We start from the raw sequence: 13,917 nt of genomic DNA on the forward strand, positions 1-13,917 counted from the left end.
CTCTCGTTCACCAGCCGCTGCCGGCAGAGCTTGTGGGGTTTTCATCAGGGCTTGATCCGCTCTACAAACACGGGCCCGAAGTCCACCGCCGCCCGATGCGCAACGAGCGCCACGGCATGGGGTTGGTCGGTCACGGGAACGCTCGCATCGGTCAATTCAATCCAGTCGCTGATCTGCCCGGAAGCCGGATGCGCCCATTGCATCCGAAGGGAATAGCCAGCTGAACCCGTCGTGACATCCAAGGGGCCACGGGCCTCCGCGATGATACGATAGGTCTCTCCTTCGACAATGTCGCGTGCATCGTATTTGCGCACGGTCGTGTGCGGTCGCGCGCCATCTTTGCGCGAAAGCTCGACGCCAAATCCGTTCTGCACGTCATAATACCACGCGATTGCATACTCCCAGCCGCGTCTCGGGGAACGGGCGTCCGGGTCATTGTGCCCGCCCCAAAGAGGAATGACGCCAAACCCGAACGGGCGCCCCGTGTTCTTGCGAAACGTAACATCGACCGTCACCCGACGTGGCCCGTCAAATGGTGGCGCCACCAGCACCAGCCGGTCATAGCCTTCCGCTCCCTCGACGGGACCAAGCCGCCATCCCTCTGCTGTCTCCCTCCGTTCCCAGACACCGTCTTGGACCTCTGCCATATCTCGCGACCAATCCCAAGAGATCGGGAACGACACTGGCTCAGGTGCATACTCAAACGGGACATTTATCTGTCGTGTAAGGCCAAGAAAGCTGGTGAACACAACCTCAACCTCGTTGAGCCCGGGGATAAGTTGGTCCGAAGGAACCTCCAACAGGATAGCTCCGGAACTCAGCCTTGGTGACTTCTCGACGAACGCACGCCAGCCACCGTTGTTCGCACGGAACACCGTCCCATCGTGCAGACGCCCGAAGACCCCCCGTTCGCCGTTCAGGTTTGCTGACAAGTCACCCGTTTTCAGGCCAATCACGCCAGGCGGGTCAAAACGCGCAACCAAATGCTCAGGACCAACCAGGAACGTCGCCTCAAGGGTCGCAAGACCAACAACGACCGAGGCGAAGGCCGCGATCAGCAAGCGCTGAAGGATCTGTTTTACCGTCAATCTGATGTCTCTGTCCGTTCCCTGAACCGGTCATACTAGACCAAACGACCAAGTCCCCATTGCGATCGTATCGCGCGCAATAAGCAACCGCACGCGGAAACGCAGCGCTGCTTCATACATTCTTTGGTGGGTAATCGCGCAGCGTTCGCGCCCGAAATGCCCCTAAAGTGTCTGGAAGAAACCCGGTTTTGAACTTGGAACTTGCATCTCACGCAGCCATACATTTGCCCAGTAATTATTGGGAATGTTTCATGAAAGTAGCGATACTCGCGGGTGGCAAGGGCTCCCGCCTCGCGGAAGAAACCGTCACGAGGCCAAAGCCCATGGTGGAAATCGGCGGCATGCCGGTCCTGATGCACATCATGAAAATCTATGCGCATTACGGGCTTGATGAGTTCGTGATTGCGCTTGGACACAAGGGAAATTTCATAAAGCGCTACTTCGCCGACTACACGACCCTTGCCGGCAACCTCACCTTTCGCACCGCCGATGGCGGGCCGCCCATTCGCAACACACAAGACACACCGGATTGGACCGTGAACCTTGTAGAAACCGGGGAAGAAACGCTGACGGGCGGGCGCGTGAAACGCCTGAAACCCTGGCTGGGCAACGGCACTTTCCTTTTGACCTGGGGCGACGGCGTCTCGGACGTCGATATTGGCAAGCTCATCGCGTTCCACCGCAGTCATGGCAAGCTTGCGACGGTGACCGCAGTGCGCCCTCCGGCGCGATATGGACACATGAGGTTCGATGGGAACACCGTGACCGCTTTCGAAGAGAAACCGCAGACGGTCGAAGGCTGGATCAACGGCGCTTTCTTTGTGCTTGAGCCCGAGGTTCTGGATTACATCGAAGGCGACATGATGATGTTCGAACATGCCCCTTTGCGAAACCTCGCGCGCGACGGTCAACTCATGGCTTACTTCCACGAAGGCTTCTGGCTGCCGATGGACACGCTGCGCGACAAGAAAGTACTCGAAGATCTTTGGGAGACAGGCGGACGGCCTTGGGCCCTTTGGGAGAAGCCCTGATGCGCGTACTCGTCACCGGGCATCAAGGCTATATCGGCACGGTCTTGACGCCGATGCTGCTGGCTGCGGGGCACGACGTTGTGGGTATGGACAGCGATCTTTACGAACGCTGCACGTTTGCCGAAGGCGGCGAAATTCCCGACATCCAATGGGTCCGCAAGGACGTTCGGCAGGCAAACCCCGGAGATTTTCTGGGCGTTGATGCGGTACTGCATCTGGCCGGGCTTTCCAACGATCCGCTCGGGGACTTTCGGCCCGAAACCACGTTCTCGATCAACTATGATGGCACGATGCAGGTCGCGCGGGCGGCCAAGGCGGCGGGTGTGGGACGCTTTGTTTTCGCCTCCACCTGCTCCAACTACGGCGCGTCCGGCAGCAGCTTCATCGACGAAAACGCGCCCTTCAATCCGGTGACGCCCTATGGCGATAGCAAGGTGCGCTGCGAACTTGACCTGTCCGACCTGGCCGATGACGGTTTTTGCGTCACGAGTTTGCGATCCGCGACGGCCTATGGCCTTGGCCCGCGCATGAGGTTCGACCTGGTGCTGAACAACCTTGTGGCTTGGGCAGTTACGACCGGTCGCATACACATGAAATCCGATGGCATGTCGTGGCGCCCGATCACGCATATCAAGGATATCGCACTTGCCTTTCGTTGCGCGCTGGAGGCCCCGTGGCATACCGTTCAACGCGAGGCTTTCAACGTGGGCGTGACTGCGCACAACTACCAGATACGGGATCTGGCAGGCATCGTGGCGCAGGTGGTACCCGATTGCAGTTTGCAGTTCGCAGACGGTGCCGGGCCGGACAAACGGTCCTACCGCGTGAATTGCGACAAGATCTCTCGCGTGTTGCCGGGCTTCGTTCCGCAATGGTCACCTGAGCGCGGGGCGCAGGAAATCTACGAGGCTTGCAGGAACTCCGGTCTCACACTTGGAGAGTTCGAAGGACCGCGCTACCAACGCATTGGCCACATCCATCAGTTGATTGCAGACCGGATCATTGGCACGGATTTGTCCCACACAGAGACGGCACGCGCAAATTGGTCGCCTGCAGCAAATTCTGAGGCCCAAGACTTTGCCCAAGACGCCGCTTCCTGCGCGTGCATCTCTTGTGGAACGTCCGGCCTGTTGCCGGTGCTCGACCTCGGTCCCATGCCCCGGTCAGACGGATTGTTGCGTGCCGATGACCTCAAGCGTTCGGAAAACCTCGTGCCACTTCGGCTTGCATTCTGTCCGGTTTGCAGCCTGAGCCAACTTCTCGAAGTTCGCCCGCCGGAGGAGATGTTCGGAGACGACTACGTCTATTTTTCATCTGTTTCCGAAGATCTTCTGAAGCATAGTCGCGACCATGCCGCCGACTTGATCGCGTCGCATGACCTTGGCCCGGACAGCCTCGTGGTCGAGGTGGCGTCAAACGACGGATACATGCTGACGAACTTTCGAGATGCCGGGGTTCCGACCCTTGGGATCGATCCGGCCCCAGAACCTGCACGGATTGCGCGTGAAAAGGGGATCGAGACGATAAACGACTTCTTCGGCAAGGCCCTTGCAACCCGCCTTGTTGCAGAACGACGAAGGGCCGACCTGATTATCGCCAACAATGTCGTCGCACATGTCGAAGAACAGAATGATCTGGTGGCGGGCATGGCAGCGCTGGTGTCCGAGACCGGCGCGGTTGTCGTGGAGTTCCCCTACGTGCGTGACCTGATCGACCACGGGGAGTTCGACACGATCTACCACGAGCATCGCTGCTATTTCTCCCTCAGTTCTGCTCAATCCCTGTTTGAACGGCACGGGCTGCACATCCGGGATGTAAGACGTCTGTCCATTCATGGTGGTTCTTTACGGATCACGTTTGGCAAGACCGGCGCACGAAGCGAAACCGTTTCTGCATTATTGGACGAAGAACGCGCCCTTGGTCTTGATCGCCTCGCCTTCTACGAAGGGTTTGCCGACAAGGTTCGCGGCTTCCGCAGCCGTGCGAGACAAATGATCGGCGATTTGAAGGCCTCTGGCGCCCGCATCGCCGCATACGGAGCAGCGGCAAAAGGCACGATCATGCTGAACTATCTTGGTATTGACGGACGCGTTATTGATTATGCCGTTGACAAGAACCCGGCCAAACAGGGCCGGTTCATGCCTGGTGTCCGTGTGCCTATTGTCGGACCCGAGGTGCTGCAAACAGACCCGCCGGACGTTCTGATCCTGCTGCCCTGGAATTTCCGCGATGAGATTGTTCGGCAGCAACAGGATTTTCTTGCGCGCGGCGGGCGCATCGTCGTTCCGATCCCGGATCTTGAGATCGTACGCGCATGAGCGCACGCGCGACATGCCCGGCCTGTGGCGGGAGCGATCTTCGCGACCTCTACCATCTGCCTGCGATACCCGCACAAAGCGTAGTCTTGCTGGAGACCGCCGAGGCGGCGCAGAACTTCCCTACGGGCGAACTTACTCTGACCCTGTGCCACCTTTGTGGGTTCCTCTTCAACAGTACATTCGACGCCAGCCTTGTGGACTACGCCGGGACCACCGAAGAAAGCCAACACTTCTCAGGCACGTTCAACCGCTTCGCGCAGGGGTTGGCGCGCGAACTTACAGAGCGGCAGGATTTGTCGAACCGCTTCACGCTCGAGATCGGCTGCGGGAAGGGCGATTTTCTGACAGAACTGGTCAGCCAAAGCGGATCCCGGGCGCTTGGGATAGATCCGGGCTACATTCCTGAGCGTTCCGCAAAGGACATTGCACCCGAGATCCGCTTTCTCCGCGACTACTTTCATCCCGCGCAGGTCGCCGAAGTGCCCGACCTGATCGTCTGTCGGCACACTCTTGAACACATCGCTGATGTCCGCCCATTCATCGAGGATATGGTAGCAGTGACCGCGGGCCAATCACGCACCCAGGTCATGTTCGAGACACCCGATGTCGCTCGGGTCCTCGCCGAAGGGGCGTTCTGGGATATCTACCACGAACACTGCTCGTATTTCACCATCGGCAGCCATGCCCGGTTGCTAAGGCGCGCTGGACTAGATGTCTCTCACAGCCGCCTTGCCTATCACGGTCAATACATCATCCAGTATGCGACGCCGGGTCAGGGCATGCCACGGCCGGAAGAGGAAGATCTCGCGCAGATCCTGGCACTGGCCGAGGCGTTTCCCACCCGGGTCGCAGCTGCGCGCCGCACTTGGACAAACAAGGTGCAAAGCGCAGCGCGCGCAGGCGGTCGGGTTGCAATCTGGGGCGGCGGATCAAAGGGCGTGTCGTTCCTGACCACAAACAGCCTGGGCCCCGAAGTAAGCCATGTGATCGACATCAACCTGCACAAACAGGGAAAGTTCATGCCGGGGACCGGCCATGTGGTCTCCGCTCCAGAAGCGCTGCGAGACGCGCCACCCGACCTCGTGATCGTGATGAACCCGGTTTATCTGGCGGAGATACGCTCAGAGCTTGAGTTCATGGGCCTCTCTCCAGAGGTGGTTGCCTTGTGACCAGCGCCGTTTGCAAGCCGCGCGGACACTGGCATGTTCAAGGTCCGCCCCGTGGCGCGGTCAAAGGACAGAAACTGATTTGTGAGCTGGCTGGTTTGCAGGGCGGCCTCCACCAACTCGGCGCTACGCTTTTTGGCCGAGGTTTGGTCCGGCGCGTTTTGGACCGCTTCAACCGAGGCCAATATACCGGCCACCGGAGTCCGGAGCTGCTGAGCCGCAATGGAAACGAGTTCATCCTTCGAATTGATCGGTCGGGAAATGCGGTCCAGCAGCCTGTTCAGCGTCCTGACAAGAGCTTGGGCTTCCGCGGGGACTTCATGCCTGATCGGTTGGTGGAAGTTGGACGCACGACAACCGCGCTGGAGCTTCTGGACGCAGGCAACGGCATCGCACCCGTTCCGATTTCTGCGATGCACGACGCCAAAAGCTCGCGATAGAACATCGTCCTTTGACCGCGCCCACGCTGTCACGCCCGGTAGGGTTTCTGACCCGTACCGGCAAGGCGGCGAGTATTGTTGCAAACCACTTAGCGGATGCAATTCTCGGTATCTGCCGCACAAGGACAAGCGCCTTGAGGCAATGCGCGCGTATGGTTGCGTCGACAGCAAGAGGCTGGAATGCGATCCCGCGTCTGGATATGCTGTAGCCCGCACGAGAAAGATGTGTGCAACCCCAGTGAGGTTTGCGCTGGATAAGTGAAAACGTTCGGAGAGGATGGCGTCAGCGCGGCCCTGTCGATCTGGTAGGTTGACCCTGCAACAGCAGCGCAATCTACTCAAAAACCGAGGTGGTTGGACAACCGCCAATCGTTGCGGCGCGCGCCCTAAGCCGTGCCCAAACCGCACGGAGGAGCCAGCCCGATGTCAGACCGCCACGAAGACGGCATGAAAATGCGCCGTAGAGTTCTGGGCGATGCCCATGTTGACCGCGCGGAAGCGGCCAAAGACACGTTCGACGCGCCGTTCCAGGCCCTGATTACCGAAGGCGCATGGGGCACTGTTTGGTCCGATGATACGATCAGTTTGCGGGACAGGTCGATGCTGACACTCGCGCTGCTCGCAGCGACCGGGAATTTTGAAGAAATACCAATGCATGTCCGCGCAACCGCCAATACCGGTGCGACCAAGGACGATGTCTTGCAGGCATTTCTGCACGTGGCGATCTACGCTGGTGTGCCACGTGCGAACCATGCAATCAAACTTGCCAAGGAGACCTATGCCGAGATGGAGGGTCAGGCATGACTGCCCCGGGCGACTACTACCAACGCAACCGTGACCTGCATCCGCCAGCAATGACACCTGGCTACAAGACCAGCGTTTCGCGCAGCCCTCGTTACGCGTTGATCTCGTTGGAGCAGACTGCATCGGAGGTCACCGGGCCAGTATTCGGACACGGGGATGTGGATGTGGGCGACAATGACCTGCTGACGAATTACGCGCAGGCTGGCGCGGCGCCGATCGGCGAGCGGATCATCCTGCACGGGCGTGTTCTGGATGAAAACGCGCGTCCAATACCAAACACTTTGGTCGAGATATGGCAGGCCAATTCAGGCGGGCGATACCGTCACAAGAAAGATACCTACCTTGCCCCGATCGATCCGAATTTCGGCGGCTGCGGCAGAACACTGACGGATGCTGAAGGATACTATGTCTTTCGCACCGTGAAGCCCGGGGCGTACCCATGGCGGAACCATATCAACAACTGGCGTCCGGGCCACATCCACCTGTCCGTTTTCGGATCGGCCTTCGTTCAGCGCCTTATCACGCAATGCTATTTCGAAGGCGACCCGTTGATCCCGCTATGTCCAATCATCCAGACGATCCCGGACACCGAGGCCATCGAACAACTGGTCGCGAAACTCGATCTGAATGCGACGGTCCCGCTGGACAGCATTGCCTACAAGTTCGACGTGGTGCTCAGGGGGCGCCGCTCGACGTTCTTCGAAAACCGTCCGGAAGGGAATTAGGAGATGCCCCAAACCTTGTCCTACCTCCGGGAAACCGCCTCGCAGACGGCAGGGCCTTACGTGCATATCGGGCTGGCGCCGGGTGCAGCTGGATTTGAGATCTATCGTCAGGAACTTGGCCGCGACATTGCCGGAGCCTCCGCGAAGGGCGAACGCATTCGTGTCGAGGGTCTGGTGATCGACGGCAGCGGCAGCCCCGTCAAGGATGTTCTTCTGGAGGTTTGGCAAGCCAATTCGGAGGGGCACTTTGCACATCCCGAAGGCGGAGGGCCAGTCGAAACCGGCTTTCGCGGCTGGGGTCGCGTCATCACGGATTTCGAAACAGGGCAGTGGGGCTTCGACACCGTCAAGCCGGGCCGCGTTCGGGGCAGAAACGGGGCCCTTCAAGCCCCTCATCTGTCTTTCTGGCTGGTAGCACGCGGCATCAATATCGGGCTCTGTACACGTATGTACTTCGAGGATGAAGCCGAGGCGAACACCATGGACCCCGTACTAAACCTGATTGAATGGGAGACGCGCCGCGACACGCTTGTTGCAAGCCGCACTGATCGGGACGGCACACCGGTGTACAGGTTCGACATCCAGCTGCAAGGCGACGCAGAAACCGTCTTTTTTGACGTTTGAGGGTGGTATGACACATCCCTGCATCATCTGCGTTGCGATTACAGGCTCGCTGCCGCGCAAGTCCGACAATCCGGCTGTACCAATCAGCATCTCGGAACAGGTTGAAAGCACGCACGAAGCCTTCGAGGCCGGGGCGAGCATTGTTCATGCGCATGTCCGCAACGTGGACGAGACGCCATCATCGGACCCAGAGAAATTCGCGCGGCTGAAGGAGGGCCTGGAGCAGCATTGCCCCGGCATGATCATCCAGTTTTCCACCGGTGGGCGATCCGGCGCCGGCAGGGAAAGGGGCGGTATGTTACCATTGCGCCCCGACATGGCCTCGTTGTCTGTCGGATCGAACAACTTTCCATCGCGTGTCTATGAGAACCCACCGGATCTGGTCGATTGGCTTGCGTCAGAGATGATCGCCTGCGGAGTGAAGCCCGAAGTGGAGGCGTTCGATCTGAGCCATATTCTCAAGGCACGAGAGATGGCCAACAACGAGCAACTCGTCGGCACCCCGTATGTCCAATTCGTCATGGGCGTGAAAAACGCCATGCCCGCCGACAAGGCGGTTTTCGATTTTTATGTTCAAACGGTCCATCGGCTCTTCGGACGGGACGCCCCGTGGTGCGCGGCAGGGATTGGACGACACCAATTGGAGCTGAACGAATGGGCAGTTGCGGCAGGGGGCCACGCGCGCACCGGCCTTGAAGACAACGTGCGCCTTGACCGGTTGACCCTGGCCCCCTCCAACGCCGCGCTGGTGCGTCGCACAACTGAAATCTGCGAAAAACATGAAAGGCCGGTCGCAAACTGGAAACAGGCGCGCAGCATACTTGGGCTCAGGCAGGTAGCAGCGTGATACCCCCTTTGAACGCAACGGGACAACGACCGCTGCAGGGCGCTTGTCGGTTCGCTACAGCTTAAACGGAGCTTGCTGAAACGAACCGAGCACAGACAACCGAAGCTCAGTGTCGCGGCACTTCAAACCGCAATCCGGTTACAGGCCCACACGTCAATCGACCTGTCCATCAACTCCGTTATCCGCGAACAACCCGGCCTTGAGGCTGGTCTCTACCAGTTCGGCCACGGACCCGAGCCTCATCTTTTCAAGAATCCGGGCCCTGTGGTGATCCACCGTCCTGGGGCTGATGCCGAGTTGTCGGGCGATCTCCTTCGACGAATTTCTGGCAGGGTTCGTTGCGATGATCAGCGCGATTTCCCGTTCGCGGTCCGTGAGAGCTTCGTAACGGGTCAGCGTCTCGGACGTCTGGAGGTTTTCCTTGCGGCGTCGCTCGTCGGTTTTGAAGGCGGCCTCGATCCGGTCGATCAACACAGACTGTTTGAACGGTTTCTCAAGAAAATCCACCGCGCCCATTTTCATTGCCTGCACCGACTCGGGGATGCCGCCGTGTCCGGTAATAAATACAATCGGGACAGAGATATTCCGATCCTTCAGGTGCCTTTGCAGCTCAAGCCCGTTCATCTTGGGCATGCCGTAATCTAAGATCAGGCACCCCGACGACGTATCGTCATAGGCTTCGAGAAACTCCAGAGCGGAAGCAAACGTCCGGACATGATAGCCACGCAGACTCAGCGCCCTCGACAAGGTTGCGCGGATATCTGCGTCGTCATCGACGAGAAAAACAATCATCTTTTCGTCCGCGACATCGGTCATCAAGAAGCCCCTTTCGCAGGGATCGTGAAACTGAAACGGGTCAGGCCCGCCAATCGTTCGTGCCAGATTTTGCCGCCATTCGCCTCGACAAGGGTCCGGCTAATCGACAGACCCAGGCCCATGCCGTCCCGCTTCGTTGTTTCGAACGGTGTAAACAGGTCAAGGCCTTCGTCGATACCCGGGCCGCCATCCTCCACGGTCACTTGCGCGAAGTCCCCATCGAGGTGCGCCGAAACCGTTACGACCTTGCGGGCACGTGGAGTCTCGGCAATCGATTCAACAGAGTTTCTGAGCAGGTTGACGACCACCTGTGCAACCTGAACCCGCACCGCGCGCGCTTCGAATTCGGGCCCTTTCGCGATGAGTATCTGCACTGAATGCTGACGGGCCTCAGACAAAACAAGCCGCCGCGACTGTTCCAGCAACTCGCGCACACCAAACTCGGTTGGCACATTCTCGTCCTTGCGCACAAGAGCGCGCAAGGCCCGGATAATGTCGGCGGCCTGATGCGCCTGCTGGTCAATTTCGCCCAGAAGTCCGCGCACCTCTTCAAAGCGGTCAGGCGTGTGCCCGATCATGTATTGCGCAGCATCCGCGTTCTGAGTGATTGCGGTCAGAGGCTGGTTGAGTTCGTGCGCAAGCCCGGTCGCCAATTCTCCCATCATTTCCTGACGGGAAAAATGGGCAATCTCACGATTGAGGGTTTCGATTTTCTCTGCCGAAGCACGCGCCTGCGTGATGTCGTCGATTGTTGCAACGATGTAGTTCTCATCCGCGCCGGCCTGCTGAAAGTAGATCCCGTTGAAACTGATCCAGACAGGCGTGCCATCCTTCGCGATCGCTTTGGCCTCGAACCCGAACGCGGCATGTTCTGCGATACTGTCACCGAATTCCTTCAGAACGTCTTCCTCATCCGGGTCCAGCAGGGATTGGAACGCAACGCCGCTCAACTGGTTTTCGGTGTATCCCAACAGTTTCGCAAAGCTCGCATTCGCGCGCAAAATACGACCCGTGGCGCTTTCGATATGGACCATTCCGCGAGAGGCCTTCTCGAAAGTCAGGCGGTACTCCGTTTCCGTTTTCTTTCTTTGGGAGATTTCGTTCACCAGCGCCGTGTTGGCGTTCTCCAGCTCCCGGTACGTGCTGGGCATCGGTTCTTCGGGATCCACCTCGCCTTGCGAGATAAGCGCAGAACGCACTGCAAAGGCCCGCACCGGGGCGTGGATGCGCTTGGCAAGCGCAAGTCCAAGGAGCGCCGTCATGACCGCAACTGCAAACGCAATCAGAGTGTTCTGGGTCCGGTTTGCCTCGATCGTTCCAATGAAATCGCTCTCGGGCGCGTAGAGGACGATGGTCCACGGGATGTCGTCCAACCCGAAGGGCATGATCAACGACACGAAACGTTCGCCCAAATGCTCGAAATCACTCTGGATTGCGGACTCAAGGGTTACACCGTCCCGGGTGAGCCGGTCTCCGAAAGCGGCGCGCGCAATCGGGTCCTTGATCTCTTCGATGGAAGGAAACTTGAGCGTTCCCCCCTCTCCGACCGTTGTCAGAAGCTCGGGGTTGGGGTGGGCGATCACGTCCCCGTTGCGATTCAGGATAAACGCGGCGCCGTTTTTACCGATCCGGAGCTGCGACAGAAAATTCGACAGTTCCTGAATCTCGATATCGACACCGACAACCCCTTGGACCTTGCCGAAAAAGTCGACGACCGGGGTGGCAGCAGTGATCCCGGGCGACTGCGATGTGAAAAAGATGTAGGGATCGGTCCAAATACTGTCGCCTTGCTCCCGCGCTTCGATGTACCAGGGCCGTGCGCGCGGGTCGTATTTGTCGTCGGGATCTATGTGTCGGCCAACATCCGAGAAAGCTTCATCACGCTGTATGAACAACGCGCGGTCAACGCTTTCCACATTGATGATTTTCGTCACATATTCCTTCAGCCCATTCCGTTTCACGTAAACAAAGTTGCCGTCTTCGTCTCCGTAATAGGCTCCCGCGAACTGCGGTGCCGAGCGCAATTGCTGAAACAACAGTCCTTCGAGATGGTCGCGATCCTCGCGCCGAACGATCTGGTTTTTTGCCAATGCCGTGGACAATTCCGCCGCGCTGCGCGCCGGCGACATGAACCATTTGGTGTGCTGAATCACATTGGTGCCGACGTCCACGAGCTGCGTTCGCGCATGTTCAAGCAGGGTTCGTTCGGATGTGAAATACGATGAGAAAACAACCACTGCCACCGCAAGAAGCTGTAAACCTGCAAGCGCGAGGGCGAGAATTGCACCAAGTGACTTCATCCGTTCCGTACATCCCTGCGACCGCTTCCAAGCGCCGAATACCACTCAGCACCGCACAGTAAAGAAGATTTGGAACTGAAATGCACTGGTTGAATGCAGCGTGCACGCTGACGAAGAAGCCGCTCTGCCCCGAGGGGCAGAGCGTGCCTGCCTGAGCCACTCACTCCCAGACAGGCATGGAAACTTCGCACTCACAAACTTCCACCGCCTTTAAAATACATCAGACGGAACAGGCATAAGCGTACGCTGCGCCGCCGAAAGACACTATTGGAGCGATTGCCTACGTAGAATTGCCTATGCCGCGCAACTCAGCTTCGGGATGTCCTCTATCCGCACAACACGCCACGTTTGCACAGTTTGATCGCGCGGCACTGATCTTTGGTAAGCTGGTTAGCGCCCGGTTTCCGACAGGGCATGGCCCTGCCGGAAACCGGACTGGGACATTCGATTTCCCAAACCCGAGCTTTGGCCGTTGGCCTGCCGCGGGTCAGAAGAAACCAGGAGAGTTCGGTCTGCAGGATGGCCCGATCCACGTGCCGCTCTCGGCGTCGGGATCAAGGCTAATCCGTGAGTGGTAGCAATCCGAACTCTGTGCCCACCTTCTGCCGATCTGACACGCGCCAACGTTCCGAAGTCCGCGCAGCCAGAATGCGTGTTCAAGTGCATCAAGCAATAGGAGGACGGCCTCGTCAAAGCAATTGCTCACATCGTCCCAGATTCTGACCTGCAGGCCCTGGATGTAGTTCTGCAATTTAGACGGTACCTGCTTTGGTTTCCCTAGCCGGCGCGCGCAGCTTCACCGAGAACTTCTTTCAACAGAGGATTTGGGAACCTTCGTTTGATCGTAACCGCACAGAATACCTCCGTAATCTCGTCGAGACGGGCAAGCTCAACCAGCCTGCCCGTGGCCAGCTCGTCCTGTACGACAATCGGCGGAATGACAGCCACGCCAGCATCTGCGCGGGCCAGAAGGCGCAACATCGCCATGTCGTCCGCTTCGGCCGCAATCTTGGGAATAAGCCCCATACGTTCGACCATCGCGTCGAACCCAGAGCGTAGCGAGGTTTCGGGCGTTGGCAGGATCAGTGGATGGGACGCAATGATATCCGTAATTTCTGTCTCGCCGGACAGGACCCGCTCCGGCGCCCCGACCAGACTGACGGGTTGCTCTGCAAGTCGGTCGACAAGGTAAAGGCTGGCTGCATCCCGGGCGGGGACAAGGTTCGTAAGAACCACGTCCAGCGACAATGCCTCCAGCCCGCGCAAGAGCTGCTCTTGTGTACCGGAACGCAGTATGACCTCGGTATCGTCGCGGCCCATGATCGGTTCGACAAAGCCGAACTGAAAATTCCGCGACAGAGTAGCCAGAGCCCCGATCCGCAACACGTTTCGCTTCCCACCGGAGGTTTTCAGCGTCGCGGTCAGGTCTTCGGCGGCCCGAAAAATCTCGTCGGCATGGTCCAGCGCGATGCGACCGGCCTCCGTCAATACGAGGTTGCGCCCACGCCGCTCAAAGAGATCGTGGCCGAGCGATGTCTCAAGCGCCTTGATCTGAGTAGACACCGCCGATTGCGAGATGTGCAGCGCGCGCGCAGCGCCTGTCAGCGTGCCGTCTCGGGCAACAGCGCGAAACAGGCGGAGATGGTGAAGGTTCAAGATCGACACAGTTCCACCCAATAGAACATTTTCGATCAAAATATGAAATTTTCTTGAACTATGCCAGTGCCTATCTCAAGGCGGAACCATCACATCGGAGAC

General features: G+C 58.6%; 12 protein-coding genes. 7 read left to right on the forward strand and 5 right to left on the reverse strand.

Features of this window, described 5'->3' with window-relative positions; genetic code table 11:
* Positions 1-44: 44 nt before the first annotated feature.
* A complete protein-coding gene (locus ACP15N_RS10335) occupies positions 45-1,088 on the reverse strand; it encodes a hypothetical protein (RefSeq protein WP_425092186.1) in 1,044 nt (347 codons plus the stop codon).
* Positions 1,089-1,339: 251 nt separating this feature from the next.
* On the opposite strand from ACP15N_RS10335, the gene rfbF reads away from it, so the two are divergent.
* Genes rfbF through ACP15N_RS10350 form a run of 3 tightly spaced genes read left to right on the forward strand, consistent with a single transcriptional unit; the run spans position 1,340 to position 5,606 of the window.
* Positions 1,340-2,119 carry a glucose-1-phosphate cytidylyltransferase gene (gene rfbF / locus ACP15N_RS10340; protein WP_425092187.1) on the forward strand — a complete coding sequence of 260 codons (780 nt, stop codon included), beginning with the start codon at positions 1,340-1,342 and terminating at the stop codon, positions 2,117-2,119.
* Positions 2,119-4,437 (forward strand): NAD-dependent epimerase/dehydratase family protein, encoded by a 2,319-nt coding sequence (locus tag ACP15N_RS10345; protein ID WP_425092188.1) that lies wholly within the window; start codon positions 2,119-2,121, stop codon positions 4,435-4,437. The genes rfbF and ACP15N_RS10345 overlap by 1 nt, the downstream gene beginning before the upstream one ends.
* Positions 4,434-5,606 carry a class I SAM-dependent methyltransferase gene (locus tag ACP15N_RS10350; protein ID WP_425092189.1) on the forward strand — a complete coding sequence of 391 codons (1,173 nt, stop codon included), beginning with the start codon at positions 4,434-4,436 and terminating at the stop codon, positions 5,604-5,606. Before ACP15N_RS10345 ends, ACP15N_RS10350 begins: the two co-directional genes overlap by 4 nt.
* Here the strand turns inward: ACP15N_RS10350 and ACP15N_RS10355 are convergent.
* Positions 5,540-5,932: a histidine kinase dimerization/phospho-acceptor domain-containing protein gene (locus tag ACP15N_RS10355; RefSeq protein ID WP_425092451.1), complete on the reverse strand. Its 393-nt coding sequence runs from the start codon at positions 5,930-5,932 to the stop codon at positions 5,540-5,542. The genes ACP15N_RS10350 and ACP15N_RS10355 overlap by 67 nt on opposite strands.
* Before the next feature lie 534 nt (positions 5,933-6,466).
* Here ACP15N_RS10355 and pcaC point away from each other — a divergent pair.
* Genes pcaC through ACP15N_RS10375 form a run of 4 tightly spaced genes read left to right on the forward strand, consistent with a single transcriptional unit; the run spans position 6,467 to position 9,043 of the window.
* Entirely contained in the window at positions 6,467-6,847 is a 381-nt protein-coding gene (pcaC, locus tag ACP15N_RS10360) for a 4-carboxymuconolactone decarboxylase (protein ID WP_425092190.1), read from the forward strand.
* Positions 6,844-7,572, forward strand: a complete 729-nt coding sequence (pcaH, locus tag ACP15N_RS10365; RefSeq protein WP_425092192.1) for a protocatechuate 3,4-dioxygenase subunit beta — start codon at positions 6,844-6,846, stop codon at positions 7,570-7,572. The genes pcaC and pcaH overlap by 4 nt, the downstream gene beginning before the upstream one ends.
* A 3-nt stretch (positions 7,573-7,575) precedes the next feature.
* Complete coding sequence (gene pcaG / locus ACP15N_RS10370) at positions 7,576-8,196, forward strand: protocatechuate 3,4-dioxygenase subunit alpha (RefSeq protein ID WP_425092193.1); 621 nt, start codon at positions 7,576-7,578, stop codon at positions 8,194-8,196.
* Positions 8,197-8,203: 7 nt separating this feature from the next.
* A complete protein-coding gene (locus tag ACP15N_RS10375) occupies positions 8,204-9,043 on the forward strand; it encodes a 3-keto-5-aminohexanoate cleavage protein (RefSeq protein ID WP_425092194.1) in 840 nt (279 codons plus the stop codon).
* A gap of 153 nt (positions 9,044-9,196) precedes the next feature.
* On the opposite strand, the gene ACP15N_RS10380 is transcribed toward ACP15N_RS10375, so the two are convergent.
* The 3 genes from ACP15N_RS10380 to ACP15N_RS10390 form a co-directional block, all read right to left on the reverse strand.
* Positions 9,197-9,859 (reverse strand): response regulator transcription factor, encoded by a 663-nt coding sequence (locus ACP15N_RS10380; RefSeq protein ID WP_425092195.1) that lies wholly within the window; start codon positions 9,857-9,859, stop codon positions 9,197-9,199.
* Positions 9,859-12,159, reverse strand: a complete 2,301-nt coding sequence (locus tag ACP15N_RS10385) for a cache domain-containing protein (RefSeq protein WP_425092196.1) — start codon at positions 12,157-12,159, stop codon at positions 9,859-9,861. The genes ACP15N_RS10380 and ACP15N_RS10385 overlap by 1 nt, the downstream gene beginning before the upstream one ends.
* A 777-nt stretch (positions 12,160-12,936) precedes the next feature.
* A complete protein-coding gene (locus tag ACP15N_RS10390; protein ID WP_425092197.1) occupies positions 12,937-13,824 on the reverse strand; it encodes a LysR family transcriptional regulator in 888 nt (295 codons plus the stop codon).
* Positions 13,825-13,917 lie beyond the last annotated feature (93 nt).

The organism is Tropicimonas sp. S265A, from assembly GCF_049800835.1.
Lineage (GTDB): Bacteria > Pseudomonadota > Alphaproteobacteria > Rhodobacterales > Rhodobacteraceae > Dinoroseobacter.

Bases quoted from the DNA above. Each gene is read 5' to 3' on its own strand.
- rfbF (WP_425092187.1), top strand. From the start codon at position 1,340: ATGAAAGTAGCGATACTCGCGGGTGGCAAGGGCTCCCGCCTCGCGGAA.
- ACP15N_RS10350 (WP_425092189.1), top strand. From the start codon at position 4,434: ATGAGCGCACGCGCGACATGCCCGGCCTGTGGCGGGAGCGATCTTCGC.
- pcaH (WP_425092192.1), top strand. From the start codon at position 6,844: ATGACTGCCCCGGGCGACTACTACCAACGCAACCGTGACCTGCATCCG.
- ACP15N_RS10385 (WP_425092196.1), bottom strand. From the start codon at position 12,159: ATGAAGTCACTTGGTGCAATTCTCGCCCTCGCGCTTGCAGGTTTACAG.
- ACP15N_RS10345 (WP_425092188.1), top strand. From the start codon at position 2,119: ATGCGCGTACTCGTCACCGGGCATCAAGGCTATATCGGCACGGTCTTG.
- pcaC (WP_425092190.1), top strand. From the start codon at position 6,467: ATGTCAGACCGCCACGAAGACGGCATGAAAATGCGCCGTAGAGTTCTG.
- ACP15N_RS10380 (WP_425092195.1), bottom strand. From the start codon at position 9,859: ATGACCGATGTCGCGGACGAAAAGATGATTGTTTTTCTCGTCGATGAC.
- pcaG (WP_425092193.1), top strand. From the start codon at position 7,576: ATGCCCCAAACCTTGTCCTACCTCCGGGAAACCGCCTCGCAGACGGCA.
- ACP15N_RS10375 (WP_425092194.1), top strand. From the start codon at position 8,204: ATGACACATCCCTGCATCATCTGCGTTGCGATTACAGGCTCGCTGCCG.